The organism is Mycobacterium sp. M23085, from assembly GCF_045343915.1.
Taxonomy (GTDB): domain Bacteria; phylum Actinomycetota; class Actinomycetes; order Mycobacteriales; family Mycobacteriaceae; genus Mycobacterium.
Genome location: NZ_CP174280.1, coordinates 5,020,600 through 5,036,627, shown reverse-complemented (window position 1 = coordinate 5,036,627; position 16,028 = coordinate 5,020,600). Strand labels below are relative to the sequence as shown.

At 65.1% G+C, this 16,028-nt stretch carries 15 protein-coding genes; 5 read left to right on the top strand and 10 right to left on the bottom strand.

From position 1 onward, the window contains the following. Positions 1-10: 10 nt before the first annotated feature. Together ACIUM1_RS23605 and ACIUM1_RS23600 are read right to left on the bottom strand one after the other, a co-directional pair. Positions 11-1,123 carry an epimerase gene (locus ACIUM1_RS23605; protein ID WP_406814912.1) on the bottom strand — a complete coding sequence of 371 codons (1,113 nt, stop codon included), beginning with the start codon at positions 1,121-1,123 and terminating at the stop codon, positions 11-13. A 518-nt stretch (positions 1,124-1,641) separates the two neighbouring features. Next, a complete protein-coding gene (locus ACIUM1_RS23600) occupies positions 1,642-2,673 on the bottom strand; it encodes an AraC family transcriptional regulator ligand-binding domain-containing protein (protein ID WP_406814911.1) in 1,032 nt (343 codons plus the stop codon). A 122-nt stretch (positions 2,674-2,795) separates the two neighbouring features. Here ACIUM1_RS23600 and ACIUM1_RS23595 point away from each other — a divergent pair, with 122 nt between their 5' ends. The 3 genes from ACIUM1_RS23595 (at position 2,796) to ACIUM1_RS23585 (ending at position 6,028) form a co-directional block, all read left to right on the top strand. Then, positions 2,796-4,019 (top strand): LLM class flavin-dependent oxidoreductase, encoded by a 1,224-nt coding sequence (locus ACIUM1_RS23595; protein WP_406814910.1) that lies wholly within the window; start codon positions 2,796-2,798, stop codon positions 4,017-4,019. 762 nt (positions 4,020-4,781) lie between these two features. Beyond that, a complete protein-coding gene (locus ACIUM1_RS23590) occupies positions 4,782-5,246 on the top strand; it encodes an SRPBCC family protein (protein ID WP_406814909.1) in 465 nt (154 codons plus the stop codon). Next, positions 5,243-6,028 carry an SDR family NAD(P)-dependent oxidoreductase gene (locus tag ACIUM1_RS23585; protein WP_406814908.1) on the top strand — a complete coding sequence of 262 codons (786 nt, stop codon included), beginning with the start codon at positions 5,243-5,245 and terminating at the stop codon, positions 6,026-6,028. The genes ACIUM1_RS23590 and ACIUM1_RS23585 overlap by 4 nt, the downstream gene beginning before the upstream one ends. A gap of 25 nt (positions 6,029-6,053) precedes the next feature. Here the strand turns inward: ACIUM1_RS23585 and ACIUM1_RS23580 are convergent, their stop codons facing one another. Next, positions 6,054-7,379: a phytoene desaturase family protein gene (locus tag ACIUM1_RS23580; RefSeq protein ID WP_406814907.1), complete on the bottom strand. Its 1,326-nt coding sequence runs from the start codon at positions 7,377-7,379 to the stop codon at positions 6,054-6,056. 32 nt (positions 7,380-7,411) lie between these two features. Between ACIUM1_RS23580 and ACIUM1_RS23575 the strand changes: the two genes are divergently transcribed. Next, positions 7,412-8,038 (top strand): TetR/AcrR family transcriptional regulator, encoded by a 627-nt coding sequence (locus ACIUM1_RS23575; RefSeq protein WP_043954262.1) that lies wholly within the window; start codon positions 7,412-7,414, stop codon positions 8,036-8,038. Here ACIUM1_RS23575 and ACIUM1_RS23570 read toward each other — a convergent pair. From ACIUM1_RS23570 to ACIUM1_RS23555, 4 genes are all read right to left on the bottom strand, one after another. Beyond that, entirely contained in the window at positions 8,031-8,864 is an 834-nt protein-coding gene (locus ACIUM1_RS23570; protein WP_406814906.1) for a mycofactocin-coupled SDR family oxidoreductase, read from the bottom strand. The two genes, ACIUM1_RS23575 and ACIUM1_RS23570, sit on opposite strands and share 8 nt — an antisense overlap. 53 nt (positions 8,865-8,917) lie before the next feature. Next, the gene (locus ACIUM1_RS23565) at positions 8,918-10,111 is read right to left on the bottom strand and encodes a cytochrome P450 (RefSeq protein WP_406814905.1); all 1,194 of its coding nucleotides are present in this window, start codon (positions 10,109-10,111) and stop codon (positions 8,918-8,920) included. 142 nt (positions 10,112-10,253) lie between these two features. After that, positions 10,254-11,354 carry a homogentisate 1,2-dioxygenase gene (locus ACIUM1_RS23560; RefSeq protein WP_406814904.1) on the bottom strand — a complete coding sequence of 367 codons (1,101 nt, stop codon included), beginning with the start codon at positions 11,352-11,354 and terminating at the stop codon, positions 10,254-10,256. Positions 11,355-11,401: 47 nt separating this feature from the next. Then, on the bottom strand, positions 11,402-11,959 hold the full coding sequence (locus ACIUM1_RS23555) for a MarR family winged helix-turn-helix transcriptional regulator (protein WP_406814903.1): 558 nt from the start codon (positions 11,957-11,959) through the stop codon (positions 11,402-11,404). A 111-nt stretch (positions 11,960-12,070) separates the two neighbouring features. Here ACIUM1_RS23555 and ACIUM1_RS23550 point away from each other — a divergent pair, with 111 nt between their 5' ends. Further along, positions 12,071-13,186, top strand: a complete 1,116-nt coding sequence (locus ACIUM1_RS23550) for a CaiB/BaiF CoA transferase family protein (protein WP_406817833.1) — start codon at positions 12,071-12,073, stop codon at positions 13,184-13,186. 10 nt (positions 13,187-13,196) lie between these two features. Here the strand turns inward: ACIUM1_RS23550 and ACIUM1_RS23545 are convergent, their stop codons facing one another. The 3 genes from ACIUM1_RS23545 to ACIUM1_RS23535 form a co-directional block, all read right to left on the bottom strand. Further along, the gene (locus ACIUM1_RS23545) at positions 13,197-13,385 is read right to left on the bottom strand and encodes a ferredoxin (protein ID WP_255348942.1); all 189 of its coding nucleotides are present in this window, start codon (positions 13,383-13,385) and stop codon (positions 13,197-13,199) included. Between the two features lie 22 nt (positions 13,386-13,407). Beyond that, positions 13,408-14,967 carry an aldehyde dehydrogenase family protein gene (locus ACIUM1_RS23540; protein ID WP_406814902.1) on the bottom strand — a complete coding sequence of 520 codons (1,560 nt, stop codon included), beginning with the start codon at positions 14,965-14,967 and terminating at the stop codon, positions 13,408-13,410. 147 nt (positions 14,968-15,114) lie between these two features. Continuing rightward, positions 15,115-16,002 (bottom strand): MaoC family dehydratase N-terminal domain-containing protein, encoded by an 888-nt coding sequence (locus ACIUM1_RS23535; protein ID WP_406814901.1) that lies wholly within the window; start codon positions 16,000-16,002, stop codon positions 15,115-15,117. Positions 16,003-16,028: the final 26 nt, after the last annotated feature.

Here is a 16,028-nt window from a genome sequence, read left to right as displayed (position 1 = left end):
CTGCAAGAAATCAGCGGCCGTCCTGATCACGGCCAACGGAAACGGTTTTCGGATGGGGCATCGGGTGACGCACGTCCGGCGCCTCGTCCGGGGCCTGGTCTCGCACCCAGCTGACGGCCTGCGTGTAGGCCTCGATCAGTCGGTCCTCGGCCGGGTAATCGAACCTCGCCGGATACAGCGGGTAGTCCTCGCTGGTGACTGGGTGCGCCTCGAGCCACTCTACGGCCTCCACCATCGCGTCGCGGGCGGATATGACCTCGCGGTAGCCCAGCTCGCGCTTCGCCTTGTTGGTGTCCAGCAGGATGTGCGGCCGCCCGGTCGGCGGCAACAGTTCGATCAGCGCCGAACCCGCGAGTTCGCCGGGAATGCCGACGAATTCGAGCTCACCGCCCATGATCTGCGCGATCGCCTCGGCCCACTGACGCACGGTGTATTGGTCGTCGTCGCCGGCGTTGTAGGCCTGGCCGTTGGCGACGTCGGGGTTGTCGACGGCGCCCAGCACGACCTCGGCGGCGTTACGCCCAGCGGCCCGGGAGATGATCCAAAAACCGTTGTCGGGCAGGATCATTCGGGTCCTGCCGTCGCGGATACGGCGCATCACCGACCATTCCCAGGGCACCAGGTTGCGTGGGCCGTAGATCGCGGGGTACCGGATCACCGTGCCGCGGAACGCGCCGGACGCCGCCCGATCCAGTACGGCGCGCTCGGCCGACCGGATCAGCTTGGCGAAACGCGGCACCGGTTCGGTGCCGTCGGCCAGCGGGCCATCCTCACGCGCGTTGAGCGCCATGCCGTAGGGCGTGACGGTTTCGGGCTGCAGACAACCGCGGTAGGCCGGCACCCCGCCGATGCTGATCAGCTGCCCGCACCGTCCGGCGAACACCTCCGCGATCGCAGCGACTCGCCCGTACATCGCCAGCACGATGTCGAAGGACTGGTCGCCCACCGCCTCAGTGATCGATTCGGCGAAGTGTGGGTCGGCGTGGATGTGCGGGACGTCCGGCAGGTCGGCCGGCTCGTGCACGCCGCGGTGCAGCATGGTCACGTCGTGACCCCGTTGCAGAAGTCCCTGCAGCACCGGGACGCCGGTTGCGCCGCTCCCGCCGATGACGAGCGCTTTCATACTTCATCCGCCTATCTACCGAACCAAACAGCAATTGGTTCTTCCATACAACCATATGCTGGGCCGGTCCGCTGTTGCCTGTCGCCAGTATCCGTACATCGTTCGTGATTACGGGCCGAGGCAAGGCGATCAGCGCGATGCCGCGCGTGGTAATCGACCCAATCCGGTGTGCGGACATCAATTTTTGTTCCGATCACCCGCTGCGTGCTACCGGCCAGATCACGCAGAATGACGGGACTCATATCCTCTACACGTCGGGGACCACCGGGAAACTGAGGGCTGCCCTGTCGACCAACACGACGTTGAGATGGCAGGCGGTCAACACATTTGCAGCTAAGTTGATGCGCTGCCTCGCAACGCCACCGGCAAGGTGGCTAAGCGCGCGTCGCGTGCCCACCACCACTCAGAAGGTGACAAACTAGCCACGCTCGGTGACGGCACCTCCCGCGGGAAGCTGTCCACGTCATTTCCCACATGACAAACGAAGCACCGATGGCGGTCGCCAGTGATGGGCGACCTTAGGGAATCGGCGTGTGTTCCCCGTTCTTGAGGTGGTCGCGATGGTGTCCGGGAGGGGTGCCATGCCAGCGTTTGTAGGCGTTCACGAATGCCGCAGGGTCATAGTAGCCGAGCCGGTCCGCGGTCTCGGCGATTGAACAGCCAGCTCTCAGCATCCCCTCGGCCCGGTTTCGGCGAATGTCTTGGATGATCGTTCGAAAGGACGTGCCCTCTCGGGACAGTGCGCGTCTGAGGCTCCGGAGCGAGAGATGGAACTCGGCGGCTATTTGCTCCATTGACGGCGGTGAGCCGGCGACATGCTGTAAGCGAGCGCGGACGGCTCCGGCCACGCCAGCGCGAGCTTGGCGATCGCGGAGCAAGGCCGGGCACTGTTGCTCGGACTGGCCGAATGCACGGCAATCGATCGCGGTGCGAGGCTGGTCGAGTTCGATGTCAAGGAACTCGATGCGGCATTTCTCTCCGTAAAATCGGGGCGTCAGCCCCAGGGCGTCGCGGTAGGTTTTCGAGAGCCCGGAGCGTGACGCGGGAAGCCAGACACGGGGCAGCGCCGCGCTGTCGTTCATTTCGCGCCAGGTCTTGATGACGGTCGCGAGGGCATGATCGATAACGAACGCTCGGATCCCCTGAGGAAGGTGAGTCGCGTCGAGTTCAAGGCGGGTCCGCTCTCGCGCACGCTTGATACTCGCCCGCGCCAGCGTGAAGGAGAGCTCCTGGTAGCGGACGGCCGTCTCGACAATCCTGCGCATCGTCGGAGCGCTGAGCATCGCGAAGCCGTAGATGCCGTAAATCCGGATGGAGTACATGGTCCCGACCCGTAGCCCGAGGGTCGGCTTCGCAGGCATTGCACCGACTAGGTTTTGGACGATGCGGATCTCCTGGTAGGCCGCAACCTCGGAGAGCGGGCTTTGGAGGTCATCGGGGCGAAGTCCGGTCTCATCCAGACAGCGGGCGCGCGAGACGCCTTGAGCGGATGCGAAGTCGAGCAGGAGCCGAGCACTTTCCGAGCCGCGCGGGAGGCTGGGATCCAGCATCGCCGCAGGGTAATCCCCGCTGGCCGAAAATCACAACTTTATGGCCGCGCGGAGCATCGCCGCCTTTCAATGCCGAATCTAACGTCATGGTCGCCGACTGAACATCTGCAAAGGAGTGAGGAATGACACCATTGAAGGTCGGGCTGCTTGCACCTGCATTTCCCCCGGTCGGTGCGGCGCTCGAGGCGGTCAGGCGCGCGGAGCGAATGGGATGGGACTTCGTCGATTATCCGGACCAGCTTGTGTCGACAAACCCGTATGGTCAGCTCGGACATCGACCTGTCCCCGCCAGTGATCCGTCGCTGCCGAGCGGCTTCTTCTGCGACGAATGGATGGCCTCGCTGCCGATGTGCGCCGCCGCGGCGGTGGCGACCGAGCGCATACCGATCATCGTCGGTGTCATCGATCCACTTCGCCGGGCGCCGGCGCTCATGGCCCAGGAGCTACTCACCCTTGATCACCTCACTGGTGGCCGGACCACCTTCGCGATTGGGAGCGGGGAAGCCAAGCAGTTCCGGCCGTACGGGATCTCGCGGTCCAAGCCGATCACTCGCATGCTCGAGGCGATCGAGGTGTGGCGAGCATTGTGGAACTTCGAGGGCACACCGCTGGTGCGTCCGTCGGAGTTCTTTCCGCTTGACAACGCTGTCTTCCCACTGCGCCCGTTCGAGGGCCGGTCGCCGAGCCTGCTCGCTGTCGGAGCGGGGGACAAGGTGTTTAACCTCGCTGGGCGCGTGTGCGACGGCTGGTTGACCTACCTGCCTGCCGGCCTAGGTGACGACTACAGCCAAATAGCAGAGGCGATTGCCGCGATCAAAGCGATCGCGGATGCCCACGGCCGGGATCCCGACGCGCTGCGGTTCAACGCCATGGTGAATGTGGCTTTCGCGGACACCGACGAGAAGGCGTGGGAGATGGTGCGGCATCCGGTCTGCGCCTGGATCTCGATGGCCGCCGCCGGCCTCAACGCCGGGAAGACTTGGGCCGAGTTCGGGTACGAGAACCCGCTCGGGAACGACTTCGTGTGGGCGCGCGATATGGATGCCTTAGTCGTCGATGCCGCCGAGGTGCCGGCGATGGCCGAGCGCGTCCCGGACGACATCGCCGACCGCGTGTATGTCTGGGGGACGCCCGGACGAGCCGCCGATCGCTTGCAGCGAATGGTCGATGCCGGTATCAACGAGATCTGTTTCATGAACGTCGCCGCCGGTGCTGATCCGGAATACGCCGCTACGTTCAACAGGCTTGCATCCGACGTCCTTGTGCGCCTCGGGCACGCCCCGCTTTGTCTGGAATCGGAGGATTCGGCCGTCATGGCCGCGGGCGTCTCACGATGTGCGACATGATCGTCGTCAGCGCCGCAGGTAGGGCGCACCGTTGACCGCCATCACTACGAAGCGAAACGGAATGCGCGAGCCACTCCGGGTCTAGCTCTGGGGCCGAGACTTCGGTGACTCCAGTAGTCAGGGTAGCTGTTCGTCACTGCCAGGTTGCCGCGAGCGAGGCGGGTGATCCGATGTCGCCGCCCAGCCCGGGGATGGCCTCCGCTTCCTTGATCAGGCTCTCCGCGAGGGCATCGTCATCTTCGTCGAACAATTCATCCAACCAATCCGAGGTGGGATAGATCCCGCCGATGTCTTTACCGTCGGGGGCCGACCAGGCACCTTGTTGTGTGCGAAGGTGAGTCCGGAGCCGAGGGTGATGCCGCGCGATCGGGAATATAGTACGCCTTCGTGTCAGGGCCTACCGCAGCGCGACGTTGCCGTAAAGGAACCTCACGCGGTCGCGCACAAACGTCCGGCGAGGTGCATCCAGGGCCCGGGTGTATTCGCTCTGCGGCATGAAGATCACAGGCGAGCACGACGCCTCGTCTCTTCGTGTTCGACCCCCGCAGCGTCTCGCCAGCTCAGCCGATGGTTTGGCGGCCAGGATGCGTGTGCGCTTGCTTTGACCGCCCTAGCCAACCACCTCCACGGTCGGCGCCGTATTGGCACTCGGCGGCCCAGGCATTCCCTGCCGTGCTTACGTGTGCGGGTCGGGTAGCCGAGAGCGTGCCAGGCGTGATTGAATTTCAAATCAACCACTGTTTGGTTTGAGCGGAGGGGCGCATGAGTCTTGCCTACGTCAGCACCATCATCGAAAGCGACGTCGACACCGTGTGGTCGGTGATCGGCGACTTCCACGGGTTGCCCGCCTGGATCACGATGGTTCGGTCCAACACGCCCGAGATCGGTGCCGGACCGGGCGCGGTGGGTTCGGTGCGCAACCTCACGCTGGAGCCCGGCGGCGGCACCGCCCGCGAACGGCTGGTGCGCTATGACGCAGCCGCCCGCAGCTATTCCTACGACTTCGCCAACGAGATACCTTTTCCGGTGTCTACCTACCGCGGCACCATCCGCGTGCTGCCAGTGACCGACTCGAACACCACGTTTCTCGAGTGGTACGGCGAGTTCGACTGCGAGCCAGCTGTTCTCGAGACGATGACCGCGACCTTCCGGGCGATCTACTCGCAGTTCATCGAAGATCTGCGCCAACACCTCAAAGGCCGCGATTTGAGCGTCCCCCAAGCATGAGCGGCGAGCTCGACGGCCGGGTCGCGCTTGTCACCGGCGCCGCGTCCGGGATCGGCGCGGCCAGCGCGCAGGCGCTGGCCGAGGCGGGAGCGGCAATCGCGGTCACCGACGTCAACATCGACTCCGCCGAAGCCGTTGCCGCAGCGATCGAGCGAACCGGTGGGCGGGCCCTCGCGCTGCGGCTCGATGTGGCCGACGAAGAACACTGGGCCGCCGCGATGCCGGTCGTGCGCGCCCGGTTGGGGCCCGTCACGGTCTTGCACAGCAACGCCGCCGATGTCTCGATCTTCAACCGCGACAACGACTTACTCACGTTGGAGGTCGCGACGTGGGACCGCGCATTCGCCGTTGCGGCCCGCGGATCGATGCTCAGTGCCAAACACACCCTGCCGGACATGATCGAAGCCGGCCGGGGCAGCATCATCTACACCTCGTCGGTCAAAGGGCGCTCGGGCTCCACCCGCCAGGTCGCGTACTCGTCGGCGAAGGGCGCCATTGAGTCACTGACGCGCATCATCGCGACGACATACGGTCCGTCAGGTGTGCGTTGCAATGCGATCGCGCCGGGCGTTGTCGATACGCCGGCTGCGCGCGCGAACGTCTCTGACGAACTGCGCCGGCTGATCATCGAGGGCCAGGTAGTGGGTCGGCTGGCCGAACCGGCGGATATCGCCCGCGTCGCGGTCTTCCTTGCCTCCGACGCCGCCGCGATGATCACCGGTCAGGTGCTTGTCGTCGACGGCGGGATGACCGGACACATTCCGGCGCTGTCCTCACGGTGACGCAACCGGCCACTGGGTGCCGGAGTCAGGCGCGGGTGACGCTTTGCGCCGAGGGCGACATCGCGGCCCGGATGCGCTCGGTCACCAAGCGTGCGGATTCCACGCAGCCGCTCTGGCCTGCCGTGGCCCACTCACGCACGCCGTCCCCGACGTTGAAAAGGTTTGCGATCGGGGTGGTTTGCGGCAGATCGCGGCCGGCGATGGCTCGCTGTGCGGGCCAGTCCTCCCCTGCGCAGATCTCGACCGACAAGATCCGGGCGGAGTCGAAGCCCGGGAAGTGTTCGTGCAGATCCGCTTTCAGCAACGCGACCTCGTGGTCGACGTCGAAATCGCCGGTCGCGGGGTGCGGCGTGGAGGCCGCCGCGTACAGGTTCCATCCTGCCGGCGCCATCTCCGGACATGTCGCGGTGAGATTGGCGGCGTAGGCCAGCCGGCGGGTAGGTCCGAAGAACACCAGGCCGGTGACCGAGCCCAACGGCTGCTCGCTGGCGAAATTCACGGTGATCAAGGCGCTCGGATCCGACTGTGCCCGAACATGTTCGGCGTAGCCATCGGGCAGGTTGGCGTCGCCGCACATGCGTACCGTCGCAACCGGTCCGGCGTTGCTGACCACCACGCGGGCGCTGACGTGGACCGTCCCGTCGGGCCGGCGGATCGTGGCGCCGTCGACCCGACCCGAATCGTCGAATGTCAACGCAACGGCCTGGCTGTTAAGCCAGAGCGTGCCGCCGCTGCGCTCGAAGTGATCTGCCAGCTGCCGCCACGGTCCGATGCTGCCCTCCGGATGCATGGCGTAGGTGTCGAGCGCCTTCGGCTTGGTGAGGTAGTCGAAGAATACGGCCGCCTCGACATCGCTGGGTTCGGCGGCGAACATCGCGCTGGTGAGGTTACGAACCAATCCATGGACGGACGCCCCGGCCCGCAGGCGGGACAGCCACTGCGCGGTGCTGATACCGCGTTGCGGACGCACCCGTGGCGCGCGGCGAGCGACGGCGCCGACCAGCGCGAGCAGCGCGCGAAAAATCAGGCCCGTCAGCCCGCTCATCATCGGCACATCCCAGCGGCCCAGCCGCAGCACCAGGGGCCGTTTGGGCGTCCGCGCGTTGATGGTGAGGCCGAGATCCTCGAAGAGCTTGGCGTTTTCACCACCGAGCTCGATGATCAAGGCACCGGTGTTGACCCGGAATCCGTCGACATCAATGGTGGAAGCCCGCCCGCCGACACGGTCGTATCTCTCCACCAGCAGCGTCGTGAAGCCGCTGGCGTTCAGCCGGGCCGCGGCCATTCCGCCGGCCCCGGCGCCGATCACTATCGCGTCGTAGGTCGCCAGGCTCTCTGCGTGATTGGTCACCACTGCCTCCCGCAGGTCGTAAAGTTGCTGGGATGACTCAACCTGGCGCTCGCCGCGGACCCGGCCGTCCGTTGGGCGCCGACGGAGCCGAGACCCGGCTCAAGATTCTGCACAGTGCCCGAGAAGTGTTCAGTACCATAGGATTCGACCGTGCCAGCCTTCGGCAGATCGCCGAGGAAGCCGGCTTCACCCGCAACGCGATCGCCAACTATTACCCGAGCAAGATCGAGTTGTACCGGGCCGCTTTGGCATCCGTGCACGAGGTGGTGATCTCGGAGATCCTCGGCCCGGCGCTGTGCCAGACCGGCTCGATCGACCGCCGGATCGTGGCGGTCTTCGACCGTGCGGTGGCGACCATCCGGATTGACCAGACCTTCGTGCGCTTCTTCGTCACGTCGACGGCCGACGCGATCCATCACCCGGATCTGCGGGACCAGGCCATGCAGCCTCTGGTCGCGGTACGCGAGCACTTTGCTGCGGCACTGGCAGCAGCGCAACGCGACGGCGAAGTCGACGCCGGCATCGACACCGAAGCCACCACGCAGGTCCTGGTCGACCTGCTGTGGGGACTTGCCGTCGACGCCGGTTTTTACTCTGACCAACACCGAACCCGTCGAACACTGGAGGCGCTCGAGCGGATCGTCGTGGCACTCACTTGATGGAGGCACCGGCGTCGATCGGCAGCGACACCCCCGTGATATAGCGAGCTTCATCGCTGGCCAAGAACAGCACCGCATTGGTGACGTCGATACTTTCGATCCACGGAATGGCCAGTGCGTTCATCTCGGTAGCCGGTACCGCGAACTTCTCCCGGGTGGGATTCGGGTCATCGGGGAGGAACACGCGGTATGTCGGCTCATTCTGGATCATGTCAGTGTCGACATTGGTCGGGTGGACGCTGTTGACCCGAATGTTGAACGGCGCCAACTCAAGTGCCAGTGTCTTCATCAGCCCAACGACGCCGTGCTTGGCCGAGACATAGTGCGCTAGTCCGGGTTGGGCGATCAGGCCGGCGATGCTACTGGTCAGCACGATGGATCCACCGTTTCCGGCAGCGATCATGTGTGGAATGGCCGCCTTGGTGGTCCGCCACGATCCGCTGAGATTGATGTCGATCATCTCTGTCCAGGTCTGCTCCGTCAGTTCAAATGACGGACCGATAGAGAGGATGCCGGCGTTGGCGGACACGATGTCCAGACGGCCGAGTTCGCTCACCCCCTCGCCGACTGCCGCTGTCAACGCCTCGCCGTCGCGAACGTCGACCTGGCGAGCGACCACGCGTCGGCCTCGAGCTTTGATTTCGCGCGCGGTCTCGTCCAGATCGGCAGGAGTGGCCAACGGGTAGGGCGCAGACTCAACCTGGGCGGCGATGTCGAGCGCGATGATGTCGGCGCCCTCGTCGGCCAACCGCAGTGCGTGGCTGCGCCCCTGCCCGCGAGCGGCGCCGGTGATCAGTGCGACCTTGCCCTCGACGCGTCCGGTCATAGGGTTCTCCTCGTTGAAAGACGTTGTGGGAAAAAGGGATTGACAGCGAGTGTCTAGACCTTGTCGAAAATCAGCGGAACACGGTCCGGGTAGTTGGCGATTCCGGGCACCCACTTCAGGTCGGCCGGGTCTGCGTCCAGCCGGAAGTTGGTGACGCGGGCGAGCAATTCCTCGAACGCGATGGCGATTTCCACCCGAGCCAAGTGCATGCCGATGCAACGGTGGATTCCGAGGCCGAAACCGGCGTTGCCACCGCGGGGCGGATCGAACTGCAACTGGTCGGCATTGGGGAACTTGGCGTCGTCGCGGTTGGCCGAATCGAACCGGATAAGCAGGCGCTCGCCCTTTTTGACTGGGCACCCGGCGATCTCGGTGTCCTTCATGACGGTGCGGCCGAACGTCCCCACCGGCGACGTCAGGCGGATGAACTCGTCCATGTCGTTGCGCACCCAACGGGGGTCTCGGACCCGTTGCTCGAGTTCGGGATTGAGCGCCATGTACATCGCGATGGCGCCGATCGCAGACCGGGTGGTGTCCAGCCCACCGAGGAACAACACCGAGATCGCACCGAGTGCCTGCTCGTTGGTCAACCGCTCGCCATTGATAGTCCCGGTCGCCAGCGCCCGCAGGATGCCGTCTTGTTCCGGCGGAGTCTCGATCGCCGCAAACAAGTACTCCGCCGAAAGCATCCCGAGGTTCATGAACGACTCCTCGGTGCCGTCCTCGGTGACCCGGTACACGATCTCTTTTGCGCGTTCCATCTTGGACATGTCGTTCTCGTTGAACACCATCCGCGCCAAGATGCGGGAGACGAACGGGCTCGCAAACTCGCTGAGCAACTCGACCTTGCCGTTTTCGATGAATCCGTCAATCAGCTCATTGGCGGTTTTGCGCATCTCGTCGGCGTATGTCAGCGCGAACTTGCGGGTCAGGTATGGGCTGAGCAGCGCGCGGAAGCCGGTGTGCTCGGGCGGGTCGGAATCCAGCGGACCCAACCGCACCGGCGCGGGTGCCGGCGATCCGCCCACCGAGGAGAACGTCTCTGGATCCTCGAGCACTCGCCGGACATCTTCGTAGCGCGTGATCATCCACATCGGCCCGGTGAGCTCGGTCTCGGTCCGCACCACCGGACAGTGCTGCCGCGCGTAGGCGAACGCGTCGTACTTCCACTCGACGTGGTCGCGATCGAACGGATCGTAAGACTCCAGCAGCGCGGCGAGGTCGCGGTCAGTACGTGCAGAGGTCATCGCATAGCTCCCCAAAGGTCGACAGCTTCGTCACTACCGTCCCGCGGTCAAACACTGTTCGGTATTAATTGGCCACGATGCCATATGGCTTGCGTCACGTCTAGGCCAGGGGTGTGACGTGGCTCGTCAAGACGGCGAGAGGTCAGCCCTGCAGCACGGGGTCGAGCTTCAGTGGGCGCGAGGCCTCGACCATGATGATTTCCCACTCGATGCGCGGGTGCTGCTCCCACTCCCGCCGGGACTTGATCCGGGCCCGATCAGGGAAGCCGTGGTGGATGCCCTGCGGATCGTGACTGACCAGGCCGGCCTTCAACGGTCGACCGAGAGACTTGCCGCCGTGAATAAGCGCGATCTCGTCATAATCGGCGTTGCGGTGGAACCACGGGATGCGTTCGACACCCTGCACCGACTCGAACGGTCGTGGCAGCAGATTGATGATGTTGATGCCCTCTGCCACAAGGAAGCAATGCATCGACGGCGGGAGGTGCAGGCTGTCGGACATGATCACGTTCCAGTCGCGAATGTTGAATGCAAATGGGAAGTAGTCGCCCTTCCACCCCTCTACATCGCACGGGTGAGAGGCGGCGTAGATCGATGAATATTCGCCGTCGTACTTGACCCTGATCTCGTACTCATGCTGGTCCGATGTCACCGGCACCGGTTCGGGTACGCGCACGACATCTGGGTCGAAAGGAGCGTGCCGGCCCAGGCCGACGTACGTCGGCGCCCGCAACTCGCCGACTGTTTCGATGCCGAACAGCATGGTCTCACCGGGGTCGACCACCCAACGATGGGTGACGGCCTTCGGTAGCACGACGTAGTCGCCCTGCTCGTAGCTGATCGGCCCGAATTCGGTCTCGACTGTCCCCGAGCCGCGGTGCACGAACCAGCATTCGTCGCCGTCGACGTTGCGCCGGTGGAAGGGCATCGGTTCGGACCGCCGGGATAGCCAGATCGTCGCGTCTGCGTTGTAGTACAGCCGCTGCGCTGCGCCCCGGGCGTCGGTGAGGTCGTCGGTCTTGATATCGGTCAATACCGCCGAGGTGGACTTGAAGCGGCCTTCGGTGCGAAAGACCGTCGGGTCGTTGGAGCGATACAGAACCGCTTCACGTCCGTCGAAGCCATGCCGGGTCAGTTCGTCGTCTTTGAGCAACGTCCCGTTTGAACTCGAGTCCGGCAGGTCGCGATGGGCCTGCCGGCTTGTCTTGCCCTTGCTGTGCTGGATCAGGGTTCGCATGTTCATGCCCTGCAGCATACGAATATGTCAAGCTTTTAACAATCGCCATTAGGTTAGGGGGTCCGCCGATCCGCGACGGTGGCCAAAAGGCGGCTGAGCAAGCGCTGTTCGGACGCGTCCAGGACCGAGAGCCACTGCCGCTCGCGGTCGGCCTGTTCGCGGATCGCATCGCATAGCTCCGTCCGTCCTCGCCCGGTCAACTCCAGCCGGATCAGCCGCCGATCGTGGCTGTCTCTGGTGCGGTTCACCAGGCCGTCGCGCTCCAAAGTGTTCAGCGCACTCGAGATCGCTGCGCGCGATCCGCCGGACAGCCGGGCCACGTCGCGTTGCTCAACAGTGCCGAACACCCACAGCACGTTCATGATCCGAAAGCCCGCCCACGTCCACCCACGCCGCCGGTGCAAGACCTCGAAGTCCTGCGAGATTCGGGTGTGCAGCCGAGAGAGGTTGAACACCAACTCCGCGTGCTCGGAAGCGTCGGCACCGACCGCGCCTTCCGCACGCAAGCGCTGCGTGAGCAGCGCTCGATACGCCTCGACGCTCGTCGGGTTGCTCGCGTGGGACTGCGCTCGGCTGCCCCGGGGATCGTCCGACTTCGTCCCAGGTCTCATCGGCGCGAACCTACGCGCCGTCGTCCGAGCACACAACCAAACTTTGTTTGATACTTTGATGGCGTGACAGGCGATTCCCCAATTTCGACCGGAGCTCCCCCGCTGAGCGGAGTGCGGGTCCTCGACCTCAGCGCGCTCGGGCCGGGCCCGTTCTGTTCCATGCTGCTCGCGGACTTCGGCGCTGATGTCGTCACCGTCGAACGACCGGGCGTCCCGCTCCCCTTCGATCCGGCCGCGAATATGTCCCGGGGCAAGCGCTCAGCGGCCATCGACCTGCGCGCGCCCCGCGGTGCCGGGGTGATCGCCCGACTTGCCGACCACGCCGACGTGCTGCTGGAGAGCAACCGTCCCGGCACCATGGAGCGGCGCGGGCTGGGCCCGGACGTACTGTGCGGGCGAAACCCCCGGCTGATCTATGCGAGGTTGACCGGATGGGGCCAGGATGGGCCATACAGCGACCGGGCCGGGCACGACATCAACTACACGGCGGTAGCCGGCACCCTCGGCACCATCGGCTCCGAAAAGCCTGTCACCCCCCTGGCCTACGTAGGTGACCTGGCAGGCGGGTCGCTGGTCACCGCCCTCGGAATCATGATGGCGCTCTTCGAACGGACCCGCACCGGCAAAGGGCAGGTGATCGACGGCGCCATCGTCGACGGCGCAGCCCTGCTTGCCGCGATCCACCTCGCTGAACTGAATAGCGGGCTGTGGTCCGGTCGCGGCAAGCACCTGTTGTCCGGCGGGGCGCCGTTCTACGGCGTTTACGAATGCGAAGACGGCCGATTTTTCGCCGTTGGCGCGATCGAACCCAAGTTCTACGCGCAATTCTTATCCGCGCTGGGCATCGAGGACATCGCCTTAGCCGCTCAACTGGATCCGACCGGCTGGGCGCAGCTACGGGAGCGGATCGCCGAGGCGTTCCGGTCCAAAGCCCGCTCGCACTGGTCGGCGGTGTTCGCTGACATCGATGGCTGCGGCGCGCCGGTGCTGGAACTGGACGAGTTGGCCGACGACCCGCACTTGCGGGCCCGCAACACGATCCTGGCAAGCGACGACGGGACAGTCACCGTGGCACCGGCGCCGCGGCTATCCCGCACCCCGGCACGCCTGCGACCGGCACCGGCCAGCCGGGGCGCCGACACGTCAGCGGTGCTCGGCGAGGCCGGCTTCACCGCAGACGAGATCCGCGAGCTGCAGGCGGACGGCACCATCACCACGACGGCTTGAAGACCAACACTCAGTCCGACAGCCGGATCGCATTCTCAGGGCAGCTGAAGACCGCTTCGTCGACGTCGGGCGATGACCCGGCCTCGTCGTCCAATACCTTGCCGAAGCCGTCGTCGTCCATGTCGAAATGGGTCGGGGCGATCAGCACGCAGCGACCATGACCCTGACATTTGCCGCTATCGATCGTTATTCGTGACACACCTATCTCCGCTCCTCAGAGATCATTTCGGTCCGCGCAGCCCAAGCCGACGACGCCAGTCGTGCGCTCCGGTGAGCCGGATCAGCCGCTTCTGCAGGCGACTCATCCGAGGCACGTAGGGATACCAGTGCGGCTCGGACTTGAGCCGGAACCGCTCGGAGACAATCGCCTGTTGCCGGCAGAATTTCAGCATTCCCGCGGGTCCCCCGTTGCGACCACCGACGCCAGAGGACTTCCAGCCGACCATCGGCAACGGGATCAGCATGGTGGCCGTCAGCGCGCTGTTGATGTTGACCGCGCCGGTCTCGAGTCGGCGCGCCACCCGGTCAGCGCGTTGCTCGTCGGCAGTCCAGACACTGGCCGCCAGCCCGTACGGCGAGTCATTGGCGAGGCGGATCGCCTCCTCATCGTTCTTGACCTTCATTACCGGCAGCGTCGGGCCGAACGTCTCCTCGCGCATGCACAGCATCGAGTGATCAACCCCGGTCAGCACGGTCGGTTCGAAGAACAGACCCTGGTCTTTACGCCGGCCACCGGTAACCGCGACCGCCCCGCGTTCGACGGCGTCGCCGACGTGGCGCTCGACGATCTGCACCTGGCGTTCGTTGGCCATCGCACCGATCTCGGTGGTGTAGCTGCCGTCGGGATCCATGCCTTGCCGCAGGGCTCGAACCTTGGCCACCAGCTTGTCGACGAACTCGTCGTAAACCCGCTCCTGGACGTAGATTCGCTCGACGGACACGCAGATCTGGCCCGAATTCCACAGGCCGCCCCAAACTGCGCCGCTGGTCGCGCGATCGATGTCAGCGTCGTCCAAGACGATCATCGCGTCTTTGCCGCCCAACTCCACGCTGTGCGGGATGAGGCGTTCGCCGGCACGAGCGGCGATCTTTCGCCCGGTCGCGATCGATCCGGTGAACTGGATCATGTCGACTTCGTCGAGCACCGCGGTTCCGGCGGCTCCACCGCCGGTGACACACGCGATCACAGGGGGAGCGCCGAGTTCCTCGATCCAGCCGCGAGTGACCTCTGACCAGGTCAACGGTGTCACCTCGGACGGCTTGAAGAGCACCGCGGCCCCGGCCATCAGTGCCGGGATGCCGTCGACGATCGGAGTCGCCAGCGGACCATTCCACGGTGTGATGATGCCGACGAGTGGGTGCGGCCGGATGAACACCCGAAGGTTCTTCGTCAACGACACCGGGCCGTCCCGCTTCACCGCCCGATCCGCAAGGAAGTCGGCCGCGTGCTTGGTGAAGTAGTTGATGGTGTCGAGGGCCACCGCGATCTCCATCGCCGCATCACCCCACGACTTGCCGGTTTCCTCCTGCATGATGCCGACCAGCCGGTCTTCGTTGTCCAATATCCAGTCGAGGAATCGGAGCAGATGCTTCTTGCGGCCGTGCGGCCCGAGCTCCTCCCACGCCGGCTGGGCGGCGCGCAGCCGGGCGGCCACCTCGTGCACCTCGGCTGCCGACATCTCGGGAACACTGCCGACAATTCGTCCATCCGCCGGACAGCGCACCACGATCCCGGCCGCTGCCGTGTCCGGATCCCCGACCTCTCGTGCGGTTGCCGTCATCGTGGACTGTCCTTTCCTCGCGAAACCGTCGCGCGCAGTACCATCACCGGATCCGAAGAATACCTAACGCTGTTTGGTGGCTGATGGCCAGCATGACATAAGTTGCGCGCAACGTCGAGAGCGTCGGACGCAGGATGCCCAGCAACTTCAGCGCAATTCAATGTCAACGGTGGCGCGGTCGCGGCCGTCGTCGCCGGTCGCCGACAGGGCGACAGACGTGCTGTCCGACGCCAACCGCTTCAGCCGCGCGGATTGCCCGCAGAACAGCGGCGCGACATTCCGGTGGCGCAGGCGGTGCACACCGGCGTCCGGCGTTTCCAACCGCACGATCTCGGCAAGCGCTAACGTCACGAGCGGCCCGTGCACCACCAGCCCCGGATATCCCTCGACACGGGTCGCGTACGGCCAGTCGTAGTGAATGCGATGGGCATTGGCGGTTGCGGCGCTGAATCGCATCAGCAACGACGGATCCGTTTCGAACTCCCACTCCCACTCGCCGGTGCGCCGCAGTGGCGACGGTGTCGGAGGCGTGATGGCGGCGTCAGCGGGATCGGAACCGCCGGAGGTCTGCGACGCCGCCTCCCGGAAGATCAGGTTCTGACGCTCAACGACGGCCAGGTCGGAATGGTCGTTGTACAAGTGCGTCGTCACCCGCACGATGACCAGAGAGCCGGACCGGCCGGTCTTCTCCTCAACGCCATCCACCCACGACTCGCGTCGTATGACGCGACCGACGGTGAGCGCAGCGTGAAAGTCGATCTCACCACCGGCGAACATCCGCCGTGGCAGGTCGATCGGCGGCAGGAACCTACCGCGTCGCGGATGGCCGTCGGACGACAGCGCAGAGGATGAACACCACTGCGGTAGCGCGACCCAGTGCCAGAGCGGCGGCAAGTCGTCACCCGGTAACGGGGCCGGGTTGCTGTCGTCGAAGAGGGCCGACAGGGCCGCCACACGACCAGCGTCCACGACCACGTCCTCGCAGACGGTGTGCGGCTCCCATCGCGGGTCAATCACTAATGCACTATGGCTCATAGTCTTTCGCTACTTGTGTTGGGGCG

Excerpts from the sequence above, each read along its gene's own strand:
- ACIUM1_RS23570 (WP_406814906.1), bottom strand. The coding sequence starts at position 8,864 with ATGACCGGACGCGTCGAGGGCAAGGTCGCACTGATCACCGGCGCCGCT.
- ACIUM1_RS23600 (WP_406814911.1), bottom strand. The coding sequence starts at position 2,673 with ATGCTGGATCCCAGCCTCCCGCGCGGCTCGGAAAGTGCTCGGCTCCTG.
- ACIUM1_RS23595 (WP_406814910.1), top strand. The coding sequence starts at position 2,796 with ATGACACCATTGAAGGTCGGGCTGCTTGCACCTGCATTTCCCCCGGTC.
- ACIUM1_RS23560 (WP_406814904.1), bottom strand. The coding sequence starts at position 11,354 with ATGAACATGCGAACCCTGATCCAGCACAGCAAGGGCAAGACAAGCCGG.
- ACIUM1_RS23585 (WP_406814908.1), top strand. The coding sequence starts at position 5,243 with ATGAGCGGCGAGCTCGACGGCCGGGTCGCGCTTGTCACCGGCGCCGCG.
- ACIUM1_RS23565 (WP_406814905.1), bottom strand. The coding sequence starts at position 10,111 with ATGACCTCTGCACGTACTGACCGCGACCTCGCCGCGCTGCTGGAGTCT.
- ACIUM1_RS23575 (WP_043954262.1), top strand. The coding sequence starts at position 7,412 with ATGACTCAACCTGGCGCTCGCCGCGGACCCGGCCGTCCGTTGGGCGCC.
- ACIUM1_RS23590 (WP_406814909.1), top strand. The coding sequence starts at position 4,782 with ATGAGTCTTGCCTACGTCAGCACCATCATCGAAAGCGACGTCGACACC.
- ACIUM1_RS23540 (WP_406814902.1), bottom strand. The coding sequence starts at position 14,967 with ATGACGGCAACCGCACGAGAGGTCGGGGATCCGGACACGGCAGCGGCC.
- ACIUM1_RS23555 (WP_406814903.1), bottom strand. The coding sequence starts at position 11,959 with ATGAGACCTGGGACGAAGTCGGACGATCCCCGGGGCAGCCGAGCGCAG.
- ACIUM1_RS23605 (WP_406814912.1), bottom strand. The coding sequence starts at position 1,123 with ATGAAAGCGCTCGTCATCGGCGGGAGCGGCGCAACCGGCGTCCCGGTG.
- ACIUM1_RS23535 (WP_406814901.1), bottom strand. The coding sequence starts at position 16,002 with ATGAGCCATAGTGCATTAGTGATTGACCCGCGATGGGAGCCGCACACC.